Here is a 21,688-nt window from a genome sequence, read left to right as displayed (position 1 = left end):
CCTGCATCCGGCTCGGCCGGTCGTGGTCGAAGCCCGCCGCGAGCACGATGCTCAGCAGCAGCACCAGCCCGGTGACGCCCGCGCCGAAGCGCAGCGCCCGCCGGTCGGAGCCCAGCGGTGCCAGGGTGAGCGCGGCGCCGGCCAGCGGCACCAGCAGGAGGGCGATGAGGACCGCGTTCATCGGGCGCTCCAAGTGGGTGCTGCGGGAAGGAAGTGGTTCATGAGCCGACCGCCACCAGGACGGTGAGCACGACGACTCCGGCGAGCAGGGCGCTCAGGTAGGCCTGGGCGTTGCCGTTCTGGGCGCGGCGGACGGCCCAGCCGAGCAGGTTGGCGCCGATGCCGCTGCCGCGCACGTACCCCTCGATCACCTCGCGGTCGAGGAAGCGGACCACCTGCGCGGCCCCGGCCACCGGCCGGACGAACAGCGCGCTGTACAGCCGGTCGACGTGGAAGCCGTGCTGGGCCGGCCGGTAGAGCGGGCCGAGCAGGGTGCGGCCCGGGTCGACCGGGAGCCGCTCCGCCTCGGGCGCCCCGGCCTGCTCGGGCACCCGCCCGGCGGCGGGCCGGGCCACCACGCGGGCGGTGGCCGAGCGCCAGGCGGCGTACGCGACGATCACGCCGATCAGGGCGAGCCCGGTGCCGATCACGGCGGTGCCGGTGGAGGGGCGCAGCGAGCCGCCGTCGAGCAGGGCGGGCAGCCAGTCGCTGCGCAGGCCCGCCACGCCGAAGGCCATGGTCGGCACGGCCAGCACCCAGAGCGGCCAGCGCATCGCGCCGGGCTCGGCCTGTGCCGGGTCCACCTCGTCGATCTCGGGCGAGTACGGCGCGTCGGTGGCCGCCGGCACGGGGTGGGCCGGGCCGCTGTGGAAGGTGACCAGGAAGAGCCGGGTCGCGTACGCGGCGGTGAGCAGCGCGGTGAGCGCGGCGGAGACCAGCACGATCCAGCCGGCGGCGCTGGGCACCGCCGAGACCGGGCCGAGGCCGCCCGTCAGCGCCTCGCCGTTCGCGGCGTGCTCGGCGGCGGTGAGCACCGCCTCCTTGCTGAAGAAGCCGGAGAACGGCGGCAGGCCGATCAGGGCGAACAGGCCGATGCCCAGGGTCCAGTAGGCGTCCGGCACCCGGGAGCGCAGCCCCGGGATGCGGGACATCGCGGAGATCGAGTTGGTGTGCGCGGCGTGGATCACCACACCGGCGGTGAGGAAGAGCAGCGCCTTGAACGCGCCGTGGCTGACCAGGTGGAAGACGGCCGCCTGGCGGTCGCCGCTGGCCAGCGCTCCGGCCATGTAGCCGAGCTGGCCGACGGTCGAGTAGGCGAGCACCCGCTTGAGGTCGTCCTGGGCGAGCGCGCAGAGCGCCGAGCCGATCATGGTGACGGCCGCCATCACGGCGAGCACCACCAGGGCGGCGCCGGAGAGCAGGAAGACCGGCAGCAGCCGGGCCACCAGGTAGATGCCGGCGGCGACCATGGTGGCCGCGTGGATCAGGGCCGAGACCGGGGTCGGGCCGGCCATCGCGTCCGGGAGCCAGGTGTGCAGCGGGAACTGCGCGCTCTTGCCCGCGACGCCCGCGAGCAGCAGCAGCGCGATCAGGGTCGGGTGGCCGAGGTGCCCGTCGGCGGCGGCCGTCAGCACGTCCGGGATGCGGAAGCTCTTGGCGTCGGCGCCGAGCAGGAAGATGCCGAACAGGAACGGCACGTCGCCGAGCTTGGTGACCAGGAAGGCCTTGATCGAGGCGGAGCGCGCGTCGGCGGTCTCCCAGTGGTGGCCGATCAGGAAGTACGAGCAGATGCCCATGACCTCCCAGCCGACCAGCAGCACGATCAGGTCGCCCGAGTAGACCACCAGGAACATCGCGGCGGTGAAGAGCGAGACCAGCGCGGCGTACGAGGGGTAGCGCGGGTCCTCCTTCAGGTACGCCGTGGAGTAGATCTGCACGCAGGTGGCGACCAGGCCGACCAGTACGGAGATCAGCGAGCTGAAGCCGTCCAGGTGGATGGCGAGCGCGATGTCCGGGCCGCCGGTCGGGGTGAGCCGGGTGGCGGCGTCCAGGCTCTGGCCGGTGCCGAGCTGCAGGGCGACGACCAGGGCCAGCACGGCCGACACGGCCACCGGCAGGATCGCCAGCGGGCGGGCCAGACCGGGGGCCTTCCGGCCGGTGGCCAGGGTGGCCGCCGCGCCGAGCGCGGGCAGGGCGGGGACGAGAGCGGGGAGGGCGAGGTTCATGCGGCGGCCTCGGTCTCTTCGGTGGCTTCGGCCGGGTCGCCCAGCGCGGTGAGGCGGTCGATGTCGGCCGTGCCGCGGGTGCGGAACACCAGCAGCACGATGGCCAGGCCGAGGCCGATCTCGGCGGCGGCGACGGTGATGGTGAAGAGGGTGAGCGCCTGGCCGGCGTGCAGCGAGTCACGCAGCCAGGCGTCGAAGGCGACCAGGTTGAGGTTGACGGCGTTGAGCATCAGCTCGACGGACATCAGCACCAGGACGACGTTGCGCCGGGCGAGCACGCCGTAGACGCCGACGCAGAAGAGCAGCGCGGCCAGGACGGCTGGGTAGGCGAGATGCATCAGCTCTCCTGCGTCTGCGACTGCTGCTGCGGCGACTGCGGCGGGGTCTTGGCGACGGGCACGGCCGTGCTGCCCACCGGCTTGCCGACGCGCAGCTTGCCCGGGCGGGGCTTGGCGGGGCGCTCGCCCTTCGTCCGGGAGAGCACGATCGCGCCGACCAGGGCGGCGAGCAGCAGCACCGAGAGCGCTTCGAAGGGCAGCACCCAGTGGCGGAACAGGTACTCACCCGTCACCTTGGTGCTGCCGCCCCCGGCGCCGAGGTCGATCCAGCTGGTGCGGAAGGCGTCCGCCACCAGGGTCACCAGGGTCGCGGCGGCGGCCAGTGCCACCCCGAGGGCGACCCAGCGGTTGCCCGAGTCGGCGTCCGGCGAGCGGCCGATCGGCGCCCTGGTGAGCATCAGCCCGAAGAGGACGAGCACGACCACCGAGCCGAGGTAGATCAGTACCTGCACCCAGGCGATGAACTCGGCGGTGAGCAGCAGGAACTCGATCGCCAGCCCGCCCAGCGCCACGACCAGCCAGAGCGCGGCGTGCACCAGCTGCTTGGTGGTCACCGAGATCACGGCCGAGCCGAGCACGGCCAGGCCGACCAGCAGGAAGACGATCTCCGCACCGGTCGGTGAGAGGAAGCCACGGGCGGCGGGGGTCAACGAGCCCGCCGCGGCGAGAAAGCCGTTTCCGAGATGGGCGGTCACTTCGCCTCCTCCTCGGCAGCGGCAGCCGCCGCGATGGCCTTCTCGGCCGCCTTGCGAGCGGTGGCGATCTCCTTGGGCTCCTCGGCCGCCGGGTCGAGCGCGGGCGGCGCGGGCACCGTCCACATCCACTCGCGGAGCCTGTCCCGCTCGTGGGTCAGCTCGAGGATGTCGGTCTCCGCGTACTCGAACTCCGGCGACCAGAACAGCGCGTCGAACGGGCAGACCTCGATGCAGATCCCGCAGTACATGCAGAGCGAGAAGTCGATGGCGAACCGGTCCAGCACGTTGCGGGTGCGGGCGCGGGCGTTCGGGTCGGCCGCGGGCAGCGTCTCCTTGTGGGAGTCGATGTAGATGCACCAGTCCGGGCACTCGCGGGCGCAGAGCATGCAGACGGTGCAGTTCTCCTCCAGCAGGCCGATCACGCCGCGGGTGCGGGGCGCCAGCTCGGGCTGCACGTCCGGGTACTGGGCGGTGACGGTCTTCTTCATCATCGTCCGCAGCGTGACGGACAGGCCCTTGGCCAGACCGGAGCCGGGGAGGTTCAGGGGAGCCATTAGGAGATCGCCACCTTGACGATGCCGGTGAGGGCGAGCTGGAGGAGCGCGAGCGGGATCAGCACGGTCCAGGCGAAGCGCATCAGCTGGTCCTCGCGCAGGCGGGGGTAGGTGACCCGGAGCCAGATCACCACGAAGGCCAGCGCGAAGGTCTTGAGGATCGTCCACAGCCAGCCGAGCTGGTCGTGGAACGGGCCGTGCCACCCGCCCAGGAAGAGCACCGAGGTGAGCGCGGAGACCACCAGGATGCCCGCGTACTCGGAGAGCAGGAAGAACGCGAAGCGCAGGCCGCTGTACTCGGTGTACGCGCCGAAGATGATCTCCGAATCGGCGATCGGCATGTCGAACGGCGGGCGCTGCAGCTCGGCCAGGCCGGCCGTGAAGAACACGAACGCGCCGATCGCCTGCCACGGGATCCACCACCAGTGGAAGCCGTCCACGATGCCGGTCAGCGAGACGGTGCCGGCGGCCATCGCGACCGAGGCGGCGGCCAGCAGCATCGGGAGCTCGTAGCTCATCAGCTGGGCGGCCGTGCGAAGGCCTCCCAGCAGGGAGAACTTGTTGGCGGAGGCCCAGCCGGCCATCAGCGAGCCGAGCACGCCGATGCCCATGACCGCCAGCACGAAGAAGATGCCCGCGTCCACGGCCTGCCCGACGAAGCCGTTCGGCCCGACCGGGATCGCGATCAGCACGATCAGGTACGGCAGCAGTGCCACCACCGGGGCGAAGCGGAAGATCCGTCGGTCAGCCTCGGCCGGGACGATCTCCTCCTTCTGCACGAACTTGACGCCGTCGGCGACCAGCTGCGCCCACCCGTGGAACCCACCGGCGTACATCGGGCCGAGGCGGCCCTGCATGTGCGCCATCACCTTGTGCTCGGTCTGGCCGATGATCAGGGGGAAGGTCAGGAAGACCACCAGCGCGCCGAGGCAGCGCAGCAGCGTGTCCAGCAGGTTCATGCGCGCTCTCCGTCCTCGTCGTCGGTGTGGGGGGTCGTGGGCTCGGCGGGGGCCGAAGGCTCGGCCGGAGCCACGGGGGGCGCGGGAGCCGACGGTTCGCCGGGAGCGGCCGAGGCCTTCGGCCCGGCCGGGGATTCGGCGGGAGCCGCCGGCTGAGCCGGCTCCGCAGGGGGCTCGGCTGCCGGGGCAGCAGGCTGAGCCAACTCCGCCGGGGGCTGGACGACCGGAGCGGCAGGCTCCCCCGGAGCGGCAGGAGCCGCCGGCTGAGCCGGCTCCGCAGGAGGTTCGGCTGCCGGGGCGGCGGGCTCACCCGGACCGGCAGGACCGGTGGGAGCCGCCGGCTCGGCCGGCTCGGCCGGCTCGGCCGGCTCCGTCGGGGGCTCGGCGGCCGGGGCCTCCGGGCCGGCCTCGGGCTCCGCCCGGGCCGGGGTCGGGGTGTGCCACGGGGCATCGGCCGACTGGGTACGGGCCGGGGCCGTACGGCGCGGCTCGGCAGCCGGAGCGGCGGGCTCGGCAGCCGGGGCCGTCGGCTCGGCGGCCTGGCTGACGGAGCCTTCGGAGATGCTGCGGGTACGGCGCGGGCGGTCGGCGCGCAGCGGCGCGGCGGCGGCGGCGGGGGTGTCGGTGGCGGCCGGGGCCTGGCTGACCGAGCCGTCCTCGATGCTGCGGGTGCGGCGTACGCGCGGGGCGGCGGCCTCCGCGGCTCCGGCGGCTCCGGTTCCCGCTCCGGCGGCTGCTGCGCGGGGGGTGCGGGCGGCGCGGGCGGGGCGTTCGGCGACCGGGGGGAGGGTGCCCTTGAGGGGGCCCCACTCGTTCGGGTCGGGGACGCCGGCGGGCTGCATCTTGCGGCGGGCGGGCCCGCCGCCGTCGTGGCTCTCGCCCGGCTCCTTGGCGCCCGGCCAGTCCTTGGCGACCCGGGCCGCGAGCACGAACTCCTTGCGCAGCGGGTGCCCCTCGAAGCCGTCCGGCAGCAGCAGGGTGATCAGGTGCGGGTGCCCGGCGAAGTCGATGCCGAACATCTCGTGGGTCTCCCGCTCGTGCCACCCGGCACCGGCGTACACCCCGACCGCGCTGGCCAGCACGGCCTTGTCGCGCGGCACCCGGGTGCGCAGCAGCAGGTGCCGCACGCCGGGCGTGCGGACCTCGGCCAGGTGCGCGGCCACCGAGAAGCCGTCGGCCAGCTCGTCCACCGCGCTCAGCCAGTCGAAGTACCGCAGGCCGAGCCCGTCCCGGGCCGCGGTGAGCGCCTCGACCCAGTGCTCGGCGGGCACGTCCACGGTGAGCAGGTCGTACGCCTCGGCGGCGGTGGCCCACTCGCCGATCGCGGCGGCGGTCTCTTCAGGCGACACAGGGGTCACTTCGCACCCTCCGGCCCGGCGACCAGCGGTCTGCGCAGCGCGGACGCGGGTGCCGCGTACCGCGCAGGCAGCGACTCCGCCGCGATCTTCTCCTGGAGCTTGAGGATGCCCTGCAGCAGCGCCTCGGGCCGCGGCGGGCAGCCGGGCACGTAGACGTCGACCGGGATGATCTGGTCGACGCCCTTGGTGACGGAGTAGGAGTCCCAGTACGGGCCGCCCGAGTTGGAGCAGGCGCCGAAGGAGATCACGTACTTGGGCTCGGGCATCTGCTCGTAGAGCCGCTTGACGGCGGGGGCCATCTTGTCCGTGACGGTGCCCGAGACGATCATCAGGTCCGCCTGGCGCGGGCCCGGCGCGAACGGGATGACGCCCATCCGGATGAAGTCGTGCTTGGCCATCGACGCGGCGATGAACTCGATCGCGCAGCAGGCAAGGCCGAAGTTGAAGCACCAGAGGCTGTAGCGGCGCCCCCAGTTGAGCACGATCTTCACCGGGTCCGGGGTGAGCCGGGCGAGCGGGCCGATCCGGCGGGTCTCCACCGCCGAGCCGGGGGCGCCGACGGACGGGATGCCGAGCGGGATCGGTCCGCCGGAACCGTGCGAGTGTGTCACGTCCATTCCAGAACGCCCTTCTTCCAGGCGTAGAGCAGCCCGACCGCGAGGAAGCCGATGAAGATGAACATCTCCACCAGCGTGGCCATCCCGAACCCGGCCGCGGCGAAGACCGTGGCCCACGGGAAGAGGTAGATCGCGTCCACCGCGAAGATCACGTACAGGAAGGCGTAGACGTAGTAGCGGATCTGGGTGTGGGCCCAGCCCTCCCCCACCGGATCGACGCCGCACTCGTAGCTGAGCAGCTTCTCCGGGGTGAGCACCACCGGTCGGAGCAGGCGGTTCGCGGTGAACGACACCGTGATGAAGAGCACGCCGACGACGAGCAGCAGGCCGACCGCCGCGTACGCGTCGAAGTAGCCACTGCCCACTGCCGGGTCGGCAGCGGTCAACTGCCTCTCCATGCCTTCGCCTCCACATCGCGGTACGTCGGGCGGTCCGGCCCACCCGGCGGGGTGGGACTCAGCTCGGTTCTTTACAGATCCATAACCATGACTCAGGCGTGAGTCTAAGTGCAGCGCTGAAGTCTCCCTGCACCCTGTTCGGCCCGCAAGACACTCCGTGGACACCCCTCCCCGGGGTCCGCTCCGGCCACAGTGCCCCTGCCGGGGTGGGGTTAACCCCCCTATCGAGACACTGACCACCACCATGGTCCGGGGCCCGCCCCAGCAGCGATGCTGGTGACCGCGGAACGGGACCGACAGGACGAGGGCGGGTGCAGGTGATGGACACGGCGCGGATGGCCGAATCCGGGGTGCGGCGCAAGCCCCCGCTGTACGGGGCACGGCTCTGGGGGCAGGTGCAGCACCTGCTGCTCAACTTCCCGCTCGGCGTGGCCGGGTTCGTCTTCACCGTTGTGACACTCTCCACCGGGCTCGGGCTCGCCGTGACGGTGCTCGGCTTCCCCCTGCTGGCGCTCGGCCTGGCCGGCTGCCGGGCCTTCGGACGCCTGGCCCGGCAGCGGGCCCGGCTGGCGCTCGGGGTGGAGGTCGAGGAGCCCGCACCGGTGGCGGCCGCCCGGCCGGGGCCGGCGGGCTGGGTGATCGCGCAGCTGACGGACGGTCTGAGCTGGCGCTCGCTGCTCTACAGCTTTCTGCTGCTCCCCTGGGGCGTGCTCAGCTTCGTCCTCACCCTGGTGCTGCTGGTGGTCGGCTGGCCGGTGCTGCCCTGGGCGATCGGCGCCCTGGCGGCGGTCGACCGGATGCTGATCGACAGCCTGCTCTGCCCGACGGCGCTCTCCGTCCGGGTCCGCGAGCTGGAGGAGGACCGGGGCGCGGTGGTCGACAACGCCGCCGCCGACCTCCGGCGGATCGAGCGAGACCTGCACGACGGCGCCCAGGCCCGGCTGGTGGCGCTCTCGATGGACCTCGGCCTGGCCAAGGAGCGCCTCGCCGAGGCCGAGTCGCCGGAGAGCGTGGCGGCGGCCGCCAAGATGGTCGGCGCCGCGCACGGCGAGGTGAAGCTCGCCCTGCAGGAGCTGCGGGACCTGGCCCGGGGCATCCATCCGGCGGTCCTGACCGACCGCGGGCTGGGGCCGGCGCTCTCCGCCGTGGCGGCGCGGTGCACCGTCCCCGGCGGGGTGCGGGTCGAGGTGGAGCTGACCGGGCCGGACGGGGCGCCGGCCCGGCCGGACTCGGCGGTGGAGGGGATCGCGTACTTCACCGTGAGCGAGCTGCTCACCAACGTCTCCAAGCACGCCCGGGCCCGCACCGCGAGCGTGGAGGCCTGGCGCGAGGGGGACCGGCTGATGGTGCAGGTCCGCGACGACGGTCGCGGCGGAGCGGCCGCCCACCCCGGCAGCGGACTGGCCGGGCTCGCCGAGCGGGTCGGCGCGGTGGACGGCGTCTTCCTGGTCGACAGCCCGGACGGGGGGCCGACGGCCGTGACGGTCGAACTCCCCTGGCACACCCGGGCGGCCCGCCGGTAGGCAAGCGAGTCAGTCGCACTACCCCAGGGGCGCGAGGAACTGCGCCCCTGGACAGTGCAACTGACTCAGAGGCTGCCGAGGGTGGCGTCCGCGGTCTTGGCCTGGCCGTCGCGCTGGTAGGTCACGGTGACCTTGGCGCCCGGCTGGAGGGAGGCCAGGGCGGTGGTGAGGGAGCTGAGGGTGGTGATCTGAGTGTCCCCCAGCTTGGTGATCACGTCGCCGGGCTGGAGGCCGGCGTTGGCGGCGGCTCCGCCGGAGGTGACGGTCACGATCACGGCGCCCGCGGGCTGGAAGTCACCGCTGAAGTAGGTCCGGGCGGTGATGCCGAGGGCTGCCCGGCCGGAGTTGCTGACCTTGCCGTCCTTGATCAGCTGATCGGCGATGCCGGTGATGGTCGCGGACGGGATCGCGAAGCCGATCCCGGGGGCCGCACTGCCGTTCATCTCCTGGTCCACCGCGGCCAGGGTGTTGATGCCGATCACCTGGCTGGAGAGGTTCACCAGGGCGCCGCCGCTGTTGCCGGGGTTGATCGCGGCGGAGGTCTGCACCATGTTGCCGAGGGTCGCCCCGGGCGAGTCGGCGCTCCTCGGCTCGGAGACGGTCCGGCCGGTGGCCGAGACGATGCCCTGGGTCACGCTGCTGGAGAGCCCGAGCGGGCTGCCCATCGCGAGGGTGATCTGGCCGAGAGCGACCTTGCCGCTGTCAGCGAAGGTGGCCGGCTTGAGACCGCCCGGCGGGCTGCTCAACTTGATCACCGCGAGGTCCGAGTCGGGGTAGCTGCCGACCAGGGTGGCGTCCAGGGCCTTGGTGCTGTTGGCCAGCGTGACGGAGAAGGTGGTGGCGCTGCCCACCACGTGGGCGTTGGTGACGATGTCGCCCTTGGTGTCGTAGACGATGCCGGAGCCCAGGCCCGAGGCGGTGTTGATCTGGACCACCGAGGGCAGCACGTTGGCGATCACCCGCTCGTAGTCGTCCTGCAGCTGGTTGCTGCTGCTCGGGGCGGGGGCCGCGGAGGCCGAGGGCGAGGGGGACACGGAGGAGCCGGCCGCCGTCGAGGACGACGCGGAGGAGGACTTGGAGGAGCTGCTGGTGCAGCCGGTCACCACCAGCCCGGCCAGGGCGAGGGCCGCACCGGCCAGGAGCAGCCGGGGCCCGGTAGGACGCGGGCCGGCGGGGATCGGGCGGGTGGGTTCCTTCTTGCGGTGCACCTGGGCTGCCTCCGGTTCCGTGCGCACGACCGGCCCGAGGGGATGGCGCCTCAGGTCGAGGCAGACGGCCGGACTTTGTCAGCATTTCACCTTTATGTCCGTTTCTGCAGCTCGACTCGCCCGGACACCACGCCTCCGGCGGGGGTGGGCGGGGAAGAGAAAGGAGACGCCTCCGGCGGGGGTGGCGGGGAGGAGAGAGGAGACGCCTCCGGCGGGGCGCGGCCGGCGGGAGGCCTCAGCCACAACAGGGGCGCGAGGAACTGCGCGAAGCGGGAGGCCCCGGCCTGCAGCCTCCCGCTTCGCGCACGCAGTTGACGAGCAGAGCCCCGCGCCCCTGGACAGTGCAACCGGCTCAGGCGTCCAGGAGGTCGAAGAGGTGCTCCCAGCGTTCGGTGACGTGGTCGGGTGAGTAGCGGGTGATGGCCTGGCGGGCGCGTTCGCCCATGGCTTCGCGGAGCTCCTGGTCGTCCATCAGGCGGCCGAGCTGGCGGGCGAGGGCGGTGGTGCTGCCGGTGGGGGCGAGGAGGCCGTCCTCGCCGTCGTGGATGATCTCGCGGACGCCCGGGGCGCAGTCGAAGGCGACGCAGGGGACGCCGCAGGCCATCGCCTCCATGAGGGAGAGCGGGAAGCCCTCGCCGCGGGAGGAGAGGGCGAAGACGGCGGCACCGTCCAGGGCGGCCGGCACGTCGTCGGTGCGGCCGGCGAACTCGACCGACTCGTCCAGGCCGAGGGCCGTGCACCGGGCCTTGAGGTCGGCCTCCGACTCGCCGAGGCCGAAGATCCGCAGCCGCCAGCCGGGCCGGCGGTCCACGGCCTCGGCCCAGGCCTCGAGCAGCAGGTCGTAGCCCTTCTCCTCGGAGAGGCGCCCGATGCTGACCACCACCCGCTCGGCCGGTCGGCCGGAGGCCGGCCGCACGGCGAACGGCAGCGGGTTCGGGATGCCGCAGGTGGAGTTCATCCCCTCGCGGATCCAGGCGTCCGAGTCCTCCTCGGTGAGCACCACCAGCCGGTCCACGTCCGCGTAGTAGCGCTTGACCCGGCCGAAGCGGGAGGAGGCCTTGCAGGTGTCGAAGGACTCGTGGCTCATGCCGATCACCTGGAGCCCCTTGAGGTCGGCCCGCGCCACCCACTCCATCGCCCAGACCTGGGTGACGATCACCACCGCCCCGGGCCCGGCGGCCCGGAACAGCTCGCTCATCCGCTCCGCGGCGGCCCGCACCCCCGCTTCGCGCTCCGCCTCGCGGCGGCGGGCCCGGGCGTCGAGCCGCTGCCAGGGCAGCTTGGGCGACCAGGCCTGCGGCGGGTGCCCGTCGTACAGGGTGGTCATCCCGTACGGCAGGTCGTCGCCGAAGTCGCGGTGCAGCACCGCCGGGGTGATGCCGATCAGCTGCACCCGGTGGCCCCGCTCGGTGAGCAGGCCGGCCATCCGGTGCGACCAGCTGGAGACGCCGCCCAGCTCGTCCACGCTGTTGCTGACGATGAAGATGTCGCGGCTCACCGGCCGTCCTCCGTACCCCTGGCCGACGGGAACAGCAGGTCGGCGATCCGCGCCGCCGCGTCCCCTCGGTCGTACTCGCCGTACTCCGCCACGAAGCGCTGCCGCTCCTGCGCGTACTCCTTGCCCACCGCGTCCAGCTCCTCCAGTGCCTCGAAGAGCCGCTCGGCGTCCTGCAGCACCGGCCCGGGGGCCTCCTGCAGCAGGTCGAAGTAGGTGCCGCGGGTGGAGTCCGCGTACTCCTCCCAGTCATGGGCGAAGAACAGCATCGGCCGGTCGAGCAGGGCGTAGTCGAACATCAGGGAGGAGTAGTCGGTGATCAGCGCGTCCGAGAGCAGGTAGAGCGGGGTCACCTCCTGGACGTGCGAGACGTCGATCACCCGGCCGCGCACCGAGGGCGGCAGCACCACCTTGTCGAGGTAGTGGCAGCGCACCAGCAGGGTCAGCCGGTCGCCGAACCGCTCGGCGAACCGCTCCACGTCGAAGGGCAGCTCGAACGGGCGGGCCACCCCGCGCGCGTCGGAGCGGAAGGTCGGGGCGTAGAGCACCACCGGGCGGGTGAGGTCGATGCCCAGCTCCCCGGCGAGCTGGCGGTCCTTCACCACGCCCTCGTGCACCAGCACGTCGTTGCGCGGGTAGCCGGTGCGCAGCAGCTGACGCTCGCTCAGCCGGTAGGCCGGGGCGAGGGTGCGCACGTCGTGCTCGGAGCGGACCACGAAGTGGTCGAAGCGGTCCAGGCCCGCCTGGTACTCGGCCTGCTGGGCGAGGGTCTGCCGCTTGAGCGAGGCCAGGTCGTAGCCCATCTTCTTGAGCGCCGAGCCGTGCCAGGTCTGCACGTAGGTGGTCTCGGGCCGCTTGCGCAGCCGGTACGGGTACCCCTGGTTGTCCACCCAGAACTCCGCCTGGGCCAGCGCCCGCAGGTACTCCCAGGACCAGCGCTTGACCAGCTTGGCGCCCGAGGGGAAGCCCTCGGAGCTGCCCGCGTACGACCAGACGGCGGTCATCGGCGCCCCGCGCCGGACCAGCTCCTCGTACACGGCGCGCGGGCTGTCGCTGTACTGCCGGCCCTGGTGGCTCTCGAAGACGACCTGGCCCTTCGTCACCGGCAGCTTCTGCAGCACCTGGTGGTAGACCTTCAGCTTGGTGTCGCCGCCGGCCAGCCTGCGCTTGAGCCGCAGGCCGCCGGCCACCGCCCGGCGGGCCCGGTCGGCGGCGGCGTTGGCCACCGCCCCGGCCTCGCCGCGCACCGCGCGGTGGATCAGGTCGGTGCCCCGGCGGGCCGGGGCGCTCTCGGCGGCCAGCTCGAAGGTGAGGTGGTCCCGGTCGGAGCGCTCGGGCCGCAGCCGGTCGCCGGTCAGCCGGGTGAGGCGGGGCCGCACCGGCGAGGCGGCGGCGCCCGCGAGGTCGTAGGAGCCGACGGTGAGGCGGGTGATCGTCCGTTCGCCGTTGGCGGTGAGCACCAGGCGGACGTCCCAGACGGCGTCGAGCACGCCGACGGGCCGCAGCTTGCGGGCGAGGTCCGCCCGGCCGCGCCAGCGGATGCCGTCGCCGTCGTGCCGCACCTCGGCCACCGGGAACGAGAAGCCCTGCATGCCCTTGCGCCGGGGGGAGAACTCCAGCTTGGCCGCCAGCTTGGCGTCCGCCGGGATCCGCCCCAGCGGGTTGACCAGCCGCCCGGAGAGCTCGACCCCGTACGGGCCGAGGAGGTAGCCGGTCAGCTGGTTGCGCAGGAAGAGCCTGTTCAGCGGCGCCGCGTGGTACCCGGCGTCGGTGACGTCGAGGACGCGGCGGCCCTCCGGGTCGTCCAGGTGGCGGCCGCTCCAGTAGACCCGGCCGTCGTGCTCGGTCAGCGGGCTGGAGAGCTTGTCCCGGTTGAGCAGGGTGTCGATCGCGGGCAGCAGCTCGGCCCAGTCGTCCTTGCGCAGCAGGTACGCGCAGATCCGCTGGATGGCCGGGGTCTCCGCCACCGCCTCCGGGTCGAGGCCGGCCAGGTAGGCGCGGGCGTGCTCGGCGAAGTCGGCGCGGAAGCTCTCCGGGAGGAAGGGCAGGTCGCGCAGGTGCAGCACCAGGTCGTGCTTGAGGAACTTCAGGTCCTTGCGGTACTTGAGCTCGACCATGCCGCGGTCGGCCAGCAGCGCGTCGATCCGGCGGTGGATCTCCAGCCGGTCGGTGAAGTTGCGGATCTCGTGGCGGCGGTTGGAGAGTGAGCGCTCACTGCCCTTGGCGGGCGCGGCCACGTCCCACCAGTAGACCCGGTTGGGGATCAGGGTGATCCGCTCGGCCGCCAGGTAGGCCTGGGCGGAGAAGAGCAGGTCCTCGTAGAGGATGCCGACCGGGAACTCGAGGCCGGCCCGGAGCAGGAAGTCGCGGCGGTAGGCCTTGTTGGTGGAGAGGGTGTCCCAGACCAGCAGGTCGGGCAGCTCGGTGATCGAGTCCAGGGTGCGGGTGCGGCGGTAGATCCACGGGTACCAGGCGTCGGTCTTCCCGTGCCGGCTGCCGAGGAAGCGGCGCACGCTCAGGCCCGAGACCAGCTCGGCACCCGTCCGCTCGCCCGCCTCGTAGAGGTTGCGGCAGGCGTGCGGGTCGAGCTCGTCGTCGCTGTCCAGGAACATCACGTAGCGGCCGCGGGCCTCGGCGACGCCGCGGTTGCGCGGCGCTCCGCAGCCGCCGCTGTTCTCCGGCAGCCGGAGCGCTCTGACGCGGGGCTCCTCGGCGGCCAGCCGCTGGGCCACGGCGTAGCTGTCGTCCGTGCTGCGGTCGTCCACGATCAGGACCTCGACGCCGCGGAGCGACTGGCCGAGGGCCGAGCGGACGGCGCGGGGCAGCCTGGCGGCGTCGTTGTAGACGATGACGACGACACTGACCAGCGGGGCCTGCTGGCTGGAGGGCATGGAGCGGGAGTCCTTGCTGTCTGCGGGCAATCCCACCGATTCTGCCACTTTTTCTGATTAGCGTGACTTGCACCGCCAGGGGCGCGGGGAACTGCGGGAGTGGGCAGGTCGGCCTCTTCCGGCCTCGCGCAGTTCCTCGCGCCCCTGGGTGTTGCAACTAGCCTCTGCGGGCGAGGGCGCGCCGGAGGCGGGCGCGGACGACCTCCCAGCCGCCGCGGATGCCGTCGGCCACCCGCAGCCCGAGCTCGCCGTTGTTGGTCTCGTAGGACTGGACCAGGGCGATGCGGGTGGGCGGGCGGTAGACGACGATGTGCTGCTTGCCCGGGGCGGGGGCGCGGACGGCGGTGGTGGCGGTGGAGCCGTCGGCGTAGCGCAGTGTGAGCCGCAGGGCCCAGGAGGTCATCTCGCCGACGTCGCGGAGTTCGAAGGCGTCGACCACGGCGCCGGCCGTCCAGCCGCCGTCGGGGTGGTCGGCGAGGCTGAGGGGGCGCCGCAGGGTGAACGGGGGGCCGACCCGGGTGCGCAGCTCCAGCTCGGCCGAGACCGGGTGGGCGGCGGAGACCAGGCCGTACGGGTCGTGCAGGCGCAGGGTCAGGCCGATGGCGCGGGCCAGCCGGGCGGTGCCGTCCACGGCGAGCGGCAGCCGGGCCGGGGGCAGGGCGGTCAGCCCGGTGAGCGGGACGCCCTCGGCGAGCAGCGGGGCGCCGTCCGGGGCGGTCAGGTACGGCGGGGGCAGCCGCGGCGGGGTGGCGGCCAGCTCGGCGAGGCGGACCAGCTCGGTGCCCGGGACGGCGGCGGGGCGGGCCAGCAGCAGGGCGCTGACCCACTGCCCGGCGGGTGTGGCGGCGGCCAGGGCGGCGGGCTCGAAGCCGGCCAGGTGGGCCCGGGCGATCGGCCACCAGGCGGCCCGGTAGGCGGCGGGCTTGTGCCGCAGCTCACGGACGTACATCCGCAGGTCGTGGTCGACGAACTTGGTCTGTGCGGCGGTGGCGAGCTCCGGCTCACCGGCGGCGGCGAGCACCCGGACCACCTCTGCGTGGGCGTCGACCCGGTCCTGCCAGTTGCGGATCTCGTCCCGCCGCAGCGAGATGGACTGCCGCCCGGCCTCCCGGCGGACGTGCCAGAGGTAGACCGTGTCGCCGACGGCGACCAGCCGGGGGCCCGCGGCGTAGAGCCGGGCGGTGAAGGCGAAGTCCTCGTAGTGCACGGCGCCCTCGGCGAAGCGGATGTCGTGCCGCTCCAGGAAGGCCCGGTCGTAGAGCTTGTTGACGCACAGGGTGTCGCGCAGGAAGTCGGGGCGGCCGCTGATGCCCTGGTACGCGCGTGGCGGGGCGCCCTCGGCGGGGAAGAGGTCGCGCTGCCAGGGGGTGTCCGTCCCGGCGGGCAGCTCGCGGCGCACGCAGACCCCGGCCACCACCTCGGCCCGCTCGGCCAGCGCGGTGGCCAGCAGGGTGCGGGCGGCGTCGGGGGCGAGCACGTCGTCGCTGTCGAGCAGCATCACGTACGGGGTACGGGCGGCGGCCAGGCCCTCGTTCCTCGGGGTGCCGCAGCCGCCGCTGTTCTCGGTGCGGGTGATGACCCGGACCCGGGAGTCCTCGGCGGCCAGCCTGGCCAGGCGCTCGGGGGTGGCGTCGGTGGAGGCGTCGTCGACCACGATCACCTCGGCCACGCAGCTGCCCTGGGTGAGCGCCGAGTGCACCGCCTGAGCGATCAGGTCGGCGTCGTTGTGGACGATCACCACGACGGTGACCTGCGGCGACTCGCCGGGGCTACTGCCGGTCATCCGCGACCCTTGCCCCCTCGTTCCGTCCGCGCTCGGCGTACGCGATCGTACCGGACGGTACCTGCCGGCTGCCCGAATGCCACCCTTCGTCTCACCTGTCCGATTATCGGGCGTTCCGTCTGTTCCCCACCACCGCGCGTCAGGACGGCACGGCCGTCCCGTAGAAGGCGTCCAGCGCGTAGACGCACCGGTCCTTGCTGCCGACGAAGACCCGGCCGCCGACGGCGACCGGAGAGCCGGTCAGCTCCCCCTTGGTGCCCAGCTCCCAGCGCAGGCGGCCGGTGGTGAGGTCCAGGGTGTGCAGCGAGTGGTCCCGGCTGCCGACGTGCACCAGGCCCTCCCCGGCGGCCGGGGCGCCGACGATCTCGCCGCGGGCCCGGTAGCGCCAGCGCTCGCGGCCCGAGACGGTGTCGAAGGCGTGCAGGGTGTCCCCCGCCGCGACCAGCGCGGTGCCCGCCGCGAGCACCACCGGCTCGGCGCCCTGGCGGCTGCCGGTGCGCCCGCGCCACCTGTCCCGCCCGGTGGCGGCGTCCAGGGCGTACACCGTGCCGAGGTAGTCGGCCACGTAGACCGCCGACTCGTCCAGGGCCGGCGGGGTGAAGAGCACCACGGCCGCCTCGAAGCGCCAGCGCTCCACCCCGGTGGCCGCGTCCAGCGCGTGCACCCGGTGGCCCGCCGTGACGTACAGCACCCCGCCGCGCTCGACCGGGCGCGAAGGCACGTCCTCGCCGACGGGGAAGGACCAGCGCAGCCCGCCGCCGCGCGGGTCCACGCAGCGCAGCCGGCCGCCGCCGTAGTAGTAGGCCGCGCCGGCCACCAGGGCCGGGCCGGACTGCGGGTTCTCGTAGTCCTGCTGGGCGTCGTCGGCCCGCCAGAGCTCGGCGCCGCTGGCGGCCGAGCGCAGCTGTACGCCGCCGCCGCGGGTGCCGCAGCAGAGCACGCCGTCGGCCGCGTCCAGGGCGTAGACCCAGCCGTCCAGCGAGCTGCGCCAGCGCTCGGTGCCGTCGGCCACGTCCACCGTGTAGAGGTGCGGGCCGTCGGCGGCGTGCACCCGGCCGGCGTCCACGGCCAGGGCCCAGGCGACGTCGCGGGTCTTGTAGCGGCGCTGCCCGGAGCCGATGTCCAGGGCGTGCACCTCGAAGCTGGAGACGAACAGGGTGCCGTCGGCGACCACGGGCGTGCCCCAGACGTCGTTGGACATCCGGAACCGCCAGGGCCGCCAGCGGGTGGCCGGAGTGGCCCGGCGGACCCAGTCGGTGGCCGGGGGTGCGGCGGCGGCCGAGCCGCCGGGCTGCTCGGCCCGGGGCCCGGGCCCTATCCGGACGTCGCCCGGCAGCTGCACCTCCGCGGCGCTCGGCTCGGCGCTCCGGCGGCGGCCGGCCAGCTTCTCGGTGGCGGCCTCGGCGTCGAGCACCGCGCTCGGCTGCACCGGGCGGGGCGGCTGCCGGGGTACGGGCGGAGCCACCGGCGCGGCGGGCGGCTGGGCCGGTACGACCCGGCGGCCGCGCCTGCGCTCGATCAGGTCCAGCGCGCTGGCGGGCAGCCAGTCGCCCGCGTCGCCCGCCGCGTCGTCCCGCGAGAACAGGTGCGGGGCGAGCTCGGACTGGATCTGAGCGGGCGTCGGCCGGTGCTCGGGGGCGGGCCGCATGCAGGCCCGGACCAGGTCGACCAGCTCCACCGGCAGCCCGGAGAGGTCCGGCTGGTCGCGCAGCAGCTGAAAGACCGTCTCGACCGGGTTGGCACCGTGGTACGGCGCGTGGCCGGTGGCGCAGAAGACCAGCAGCGAGCCGAGCGAGAAGACGTCGCTGGCGCCGGTGACGCTGCGGCTGTCCCGGGCCTGCTCGGGGGACATGTACGCCGGGGTGCCGACGGCCACGTTGGTCATGGTCAGCCGGGAGCTGGAGACACCGGCGGCGATGCCGAAGTCGATCACCCGGGGGCCGTCCTCGACCACCAGCACGTTGGAGGGCTTGAGGTCACGGTGCACCAGCCCGACGGCGTGGATGGACTGCAGGGCCTCGGCGATCCCGGCGATCAGCCAGCGCACGGCGTCCACCGGCAGCGGGCCGCACTCGGTGACCAAGTCCTCCAGGGAGGGCGCCGGCACGTACGCGGTGGCCAGCCAGGGCACCCGGGCGTCCGCGTCGGCGTCCACCACGGCGGCGGTGTAGAAGCCGCCGACCGTCTTGGCGGCGGCGATCTCCCGGGCGAAGCGGACCCGGAACAGCTCGTCCTCGGCCAGCTCGCCCCGGACGGTCTTGATCGCGACCCGGCGGCCGGAGGCCGACCTCGCCAGGTAGACCAGCCCCATCCCGCCCGCGCCGAGCCGCCCCAGCACCTCGAAGGGCCCGATCCTGCGCGGATCGTGCGCCGTCAGCTGGTCCACTCCGCTGCCACCTCCCCGCCGTCGCTCCGCCTCGTCTTCCGGGCGGGGCCGCCACCCCGAGCGGTGGGCCGCCCCGATTCTCCAATGCCCGCCCCACCGGAGCCAATCTCCCCCGCCGCCCGGCGCCCCGCCGAGCCCGGATCGATACCAACCGACCGGGGGCGCGGCGGCCCGCGGCGGAGGGGACGGCGCGCGGCGCGGCGTTGACGAGGCGGCGGGATGCGAGCTGACGATCACTCTGCGCGACTCGAACGGGGCTCAGCCGACCCTTCGTCACGCTGTGGGTTCATCAGCACACGGGGGGGCTCCGAAACCCGATGTGAGAGCGCCGTGAATATTCGGGTCCACGCTCCCTATCCACCCCCGGCCGGAGTAATAGTCGCATCACCGAATCGCGGCAAGATCGTGCCACGGTAAGCTGACGGCATGACAGGACAAGTTCGCACCGTCGACGGTCGCGTCGCCGGGCGACGCGGACAGGAGACGCGGCAGAAGCTGCTCGACTGCCTCCGCGAGATGCTCAGCACGTCGCCGTACCGGGACGTCAAGGTCATCGACGTCGCCCGTATGGCGGGTACCTCCCCCGCGACCTTCTACCAGTACTTCCCCGATGTCGAGGGCGCTGTCCTTGAGATCGCCGAGGAAATGGCCGAGGACAGCGGCGGGCTCAAAGAGCTCGTCGATGGAAAGTCCTGGGCGGGAAAGACCGGCTTCACCACTTCGGAAGAACTGGTGGACGGATTCCTCGCCTTCTGGCGCAAGAACGACGCCATTCTCCGAGTGGTCACTCTCGGTGCAGCCGAAGGGGACAAGCGGTTCTTCAAGATCCGCATGAAGGTCCTCAACTCGGTGGTCGCGCCGCTGACCGAGGCGGTGAGGGGCAACCAGGGCAAGACCGACAAGACGGTCGATCCGGCGGCAGTGGCCGGGGCCCTGGTCTCGCTGCTCGCCTCGGCCGCCGAGCACTCGAAGGCGTTCACCTCCTGGGGCGTCAAGGTCAAGGACCTCAAGCCCAATCTGGCCCTCCAGGTCTACCTGGGTGTGACCGGGAAGAAGCCGCCCAAGTAACCAGACCACCTGCCGAGCGAAGCAGCGGTGTCGGCCGTGTCTCGGGGGAGGTTCGCCGACGCCATCAGCCAGTTGCGCCCGTGCGCAACTGGCTGACTGCGTTTCCCGGCCTTCCTACGGGCAGCGGACGACCTGGCCGGCGTAGGCCAGCCCGCCGCCGAAGCCGAACAGCAGCACCGGATCGCCCGACTCGACCTCACCGCGCTCGACCAGCTTGCTGAGCGCGAGCGGGATGGAGGCGGCCGAGGTGTTGCCGGACTCGATCACGTCGCGGGCGACCACCGCGTTCGGGGCGCCGAGCTTGTTGGCGATCGCGTCGATGATCCGAAGGTTGGCCTGGTGCGGCACGAAGCCCTTGAGCTCGCTCGGGTCGATGCCGGCCTTGAGGCAGGTCTCCCGGGCCAGCGGGGCGATCTTGGTGGTGGCCCAGCGGAACACGGTCTGGCCGGCCTGGCTGATCGTCGGGTCCCAGCCCGTGATCACCACGGCGTCGCCCTTCTCGGGCTCGGATCCCCAGACCACCGGGCCGATCCCGGCCTGCTCGTCCGGCACCGCCTCCACCACGGCCGCCCCGGCGCCGTCGCCGAAGATCACGCAGGTGGTCCGGTCGGTCCAGTCGAGGGTGTCGGACATCCGCTCGGCGCCGATCACCAGCGCCCGGGTGGCCGAACCGGCCCGGATCGCGTGGTCCGCGGTGGCCAGCGCGTAGGAGAAGCCGGAGCAGACGGTGTTGATGTCGAAGGCGGCCGGGCTGGGCACCCCGAGCCGGGCCGCGACGGCGGCGGCGGTGTTGGGGCTGCGCTCGATCGCGGTGCAGGTGGCGACCACGACCAGGTCGATCTCCTGGGCATGGCGGCCGCTGTGGGCCAGCGCTTTCTGCGCGGCCTCGGTGGCGAGGTCGACCAGGGTCTCGTCGACCGCGATGTGCCGGGTACGGATGCCGACCCGACTGCGAATCCACTCGTCGTCGGTGTCGACCAGCTTCGCCAGGTCGTCATTGGTGAGGACCTTGGGCGGCTGGTAGTGGCCGAGCGCCACGATGCGGGAGGCGGTCATACAGCCACTCAACCCGGTTACCGGCGAGTCGGCCGGTAACGCCCTGACACAAGGTCCGGCCCCGGAAGCTGTAGGAGGCGGACAACAGGCCAGGCCCGGCAAGGGCCGTGGGCTGTAAGGATCGGTAAGGATCCGTGGTCAGGCGGCCAGGCTGGTGGCGTCGCCCATCACGATCACCGGGTGCGCGGCCGGGTCGAGCGTGCGGATCAGCTCGGCCATGTGGTCCTCGGTCAGCGAGACGCAGCCGTGGGTCGGACCGCCGTGGTCGACGTGCAGCCAGATGCCGCCGCCCTTGGCCGCGCCCTCGGGCTGCCGGGTGTCCAGCGGCGAGGTGCCCGCCACCCGGTTGTAGTTGATCGCCACCACGTAGTCGAAGGACCCGGCGAGCGGCTCGCCGTTGAAGCCGGTGCCGCCCATCACGAAGTCGTCGTTGCGGTCGTACGGGAGCTTGCTGCCCGGGTCGGCCGAGCGGCCGCCGGCGTCGGTGAGCGCGAAGACCCCGATCGGGCTGCGGAGGTCACCGGAGGTGTGGTCGTCCGTCCAGCCCTTGTAGGCGTTGTGGGCGGGCCAGGAGGCGCCCGCGGACCAGCCGGTGCCGGTGCGGGTCCAGAGGGTCACGGTGCTGTCCGAGGAGTCCTTGCCGTTGCCGGAGGCGAGCAGCACCTGGTTCGTCGTGGCCGGGATCTTCGCGGCGAAGGCCGGGCCGAGCCCGGGTATCGCGCCCAGCGCGGCCGGGGCCCGGGTCGACCGGTCGGCGGCGGGCGGATCGGTGTGGGCCGCACCCGGCAGGGCGGCCTCTATCGGGGTCAGGTCCGGGGCGCCGGCCGTGGTGACGCTCGGGGCGCTCTTCCCGGCACCGAGGGTGAACCAGCTCGCGGCGGCGGCCAGCAGCATCGCCGTACTGCCCATCAGCTTGCCCGTCCGCCGCTTCGGCGCCCTGCGGCGGCGCCCGCGCCCGGTACCGGCCGCCGGGGCGGGCGGGGCAGCCCGACGGTGGCGTTTGCTGGGGGCACGGCGAGAACCGGACATGCGGACGATCCTTCCAAAGCCACCGGTCGGTGCGATACCCGTGGCGTGTGGTGAGCCTGTGAGCATACGCGGCCCGTCCGATGGACGCTGCCGCGCTTGCGCACC

At 73.3% G+C, this 21,688-nt stretch carries 17 protein-coding genes and 1 pseudogene; 2 read left to right on the top strand and 16 right to left on the bottom strand.

The window, feature by feature from the left end; genetic code table 11:
* The 9 genes and pseudogenes from ABT095_RS31240 to ABT095_RS31200 form a co-directional block, all read right to left on the bottom strand.
* Positions 1–181, bottom strand: a pseudogene (locus ABT095_RS31240) (NADH-quinone oxidoreductase subunit M); the annotation flags it as partial.
* A 37-nt stretch (positions 182–218) separates the two neighbouring features.
* Positions 219–2,225 (bottom strand): NADH-quinone oxidoreductase subunit 5 family protein, encoded by a 2,007-nt coding sequence (locus tag ABT095_RS31235; protein WP_350532918.1) that lies wholly within the window; start codon positions 2,223–2,225, stop codon positions 219–221.
* Complete coding sequence (gene nuoK / locus ABT095_RS31230; protein WP_350532917.1) at positions 2,222–2,563, bottom strand: NADH-quinone oxidoreductase subunit NuoK; 342 nt, start codon at positions 2,561–2,563, stop codon at positions 2,222–2,224. The genes ABT095_RS31235 and nuoK overlap by 4 nt, the downstream gene beginning before the upstream one ends.
* Positions 2,563–3,213: an NADH-quinone oxidoreductase subunit J family protein gene (locus ABT095_RS31225; protein WP_350532922.1), complete on the bottom strand. Its 651-nt coding sequence runs from the start codon at positions 3,211–3,213 to the stop codon at positions 2,563–2,565. The genes nuoK and ABT095_RS31225 overlap by 1 nt, the downstream gene beginning before the upstream one ends.
* A gap of 41 nt (positions 3,214–3,254) precedes the next feature.
* Positions 3,255–3,812, bottom strand: coding sequence for a NuoI/complex I 23 kDa subunit family protein (locus tag ABT095_RS31220; protein ID WP_350532916.1), 558 nt, complete (start codon positions 3,810–3,812; stop codon positions 3,255–3,257).
* Positions 3,812–4,771 (bottom strand): NADH-quinone oxidoreductase subunit NuoH, encoded by a 960-nt coding sequence (nuoH, locus tag ABT095_RS31215; protein ID WP_350532915.1) that lies wholly within the window; start codon positions 4,769–4,771, stop codon positions 3,812–3,814. Before nuoH ends, ABT095_RS31220 begins: the two co-directional genes overlap by 1 nt.
* Entirely contained in the window at positions 4,768–6,120 is a 1,353-nt protein-coding gene (locus tag ABT095_RS31210) for an NADH-quinone oxidoreductase subunit C (RefSeq protein ID WP_350532914.1), read from the bottom strand. The genes nuoH and ABT095_RS31210 overlap by 4 nt, the downstream gene beginning before the upstream one ends.
* Positions 6,121–6,125: 5 nt before the next feature.
* Positions 6,126–6,746: an NADH-quinone oxidoreductase subunit B gene (locus ABT095_RS31205; protein ID WP_350532913.1), complete on the bottom strand. Its 621-nt coding sequence runs from the start codon at positions 6,744–6,746 to the stop codon at positions 6,126–6,128.
* Positions 6,737–7,144 (bottom strand): NADH-quinone oxidoreductase subunit A, encoded by a 408-nt coding sequence (locus tag ABT095_RS31200; protein ID WP_350532912.1) that lies wholly within the window; start codon positions 7,142–7,144, stop codon positions 6,737–6,739. The genes ABT095_RS31205 and ABT095_RS31200 overlap by 10 nt, the downstream gene beginning before the upstream one ends.
* Before the next feature lie 320 nt (positions 7,145–7,464).
* Between ABT095_RS31200 and ABT095_RS31195 the strand changes: the two genes are divergently transcribed.
* Positions 7,465–8,667 (top strand): sensor histidine kinase, encoded by a 1,203-nt coding sequence (locus ABT095_RS31195; protein WP_502885070.1) that lies wholly within the window; start codon positions 7,465–7,467, stop codon positions 8,665–8,667.
* A 65-nt stretch (positions 8,668–8,732) separates the two neighbouring features.
* On the opposite strand, the gene ABT095_RS31190 is transcribed toward ABT095_RS31195, so the two are convergent.
* The 5 genes from ABT095_RS31190 to ABT095_RS31170 form a co-directional block, all read right to left on the bottom strand.
* Entirely contained in the window at positions 8,733–9,845 is a 1,113-nt protein-coding gene (locus ABT095_RS31190) for a S1C family serine protease (RefSeq protein ID WP_502885069.1), read from the bottom strand.
* 382 nt (positions 9,846–10,227) lie between these two features.
* The gene (locus ABT095_RS31185) at positions 10,228–11,373 is read right to left on the bottom strand and encodes a glycosyltransferase (protein WP_350532911.1); all 1,146 of its coding nucleotides are present in this window, start codon (positions 11,371–11,373) and stop codon (positions 10,228–10,230) included.
* Positions 11,370–14,261: a bifunctional glycosyltransferase/CDP-glycerol:glycerophosphate glycerophosphotransferase gene (locus ABT095_RS31180; RefSeq protein ID WP_350532910.1), complete on the bottom strand. Its 2,892-nt coding sequence runs from the start codon at positions 14,259–14,261 to the stop codon at positions 11,370–11,372. The genes ABT095_RS31185 and ABT095_RS31180 overlap by 4 nt, the downstream gene beginning before the upstream one ends.
* 157 nt (positions 14,262–14,418) lie before the next feature.
* Positions 14,419–16,044 (bottom strand): glycosyltransferase, encoded by a 1,626-nt coding sequence (locus ABT095_RS31175; protein WP_350532909.1) that lies wholly within the window; start codon positions 16,042–16,044, stop codon positions 14,419–14,421.
* 139 nt (positions 16,045–16,183) lie between these two features.
* The gene (locus ABT095_RS31170; RefSeq protein ID WP_350532908.1) at positions 16,184–18,430 is read right to left on the bottom strand and encodes an outer membrane protein assembly factor BamB family protein; all 2,247 of its coding nucleotides are present in this window, start codon (positions 18,428–18,430) and stop codon (positions 16,184–16,186) included.
* A 426-nt stretch (positions 18,431–18,856) separates the two neighbouring features.
* Here ABT095_RS31170 and ABT095_RS31165 point away from each other — a divergent pair, with 426 nt between their 5' ends.
* Entirely contained in the window at positions 18,857–19,498 is a 642-nt protein-coding gene (locus ABT095_RS31165) for a TetR family transcriptional regulator (protein WP_350532907.1), read from the top strand.
* A 114-nt stretch (positions 19,499–19,612) separates the two neighbouring features.
* Here the strand turns inward: ABT095_RS31165 and ABT095_RS31160 are convergent, their stop codons facing one another.
* Both ABT095_RS31160 and ABT095_RS31155 read right to left on the bottom strand, forming a co-directional pair.
* The gene (locus ABT095_RS31160; protein WP_350532906.1) at positions 19,613–20,554 is read right to left on the bottom strand and encodes a beta-ketoacyl-ACP synthase III; all 942 of its coding nucleotides are present in this window, start codon (positions 20,552–20,554) and stop codon (positions 19,613–19,615) included.
* A 138-nt stretch (positions 20,555–20,692) separates the two neighbouring features.
* Positions 20,693–21,463, bottom strand: a complete 771-nt coding sequence (locus ABT095_RS31155) for a L,D-transpeptidase family protein (protein WP_502885067.1) — start codon at positions 21,461–21,463, stop codon at positions 20,693–20,695.
* Positions 21,464–21,688 lie beyond the last annotated feature (225 nt).

It is taken from the genome of Kitasatospora sp. NPDC002227 (genome assembly GCF_040296285.1).
In the GTDB taxonomy this organism is placed as follows: Bacteria; Actinomycetota; Actinomycetes; order Streptomycetales; family Streptomycetaceae; genus Kitasatospora.
This window is presented reverse-complemented; position numbering and strand designations above follow the sequence as displayed.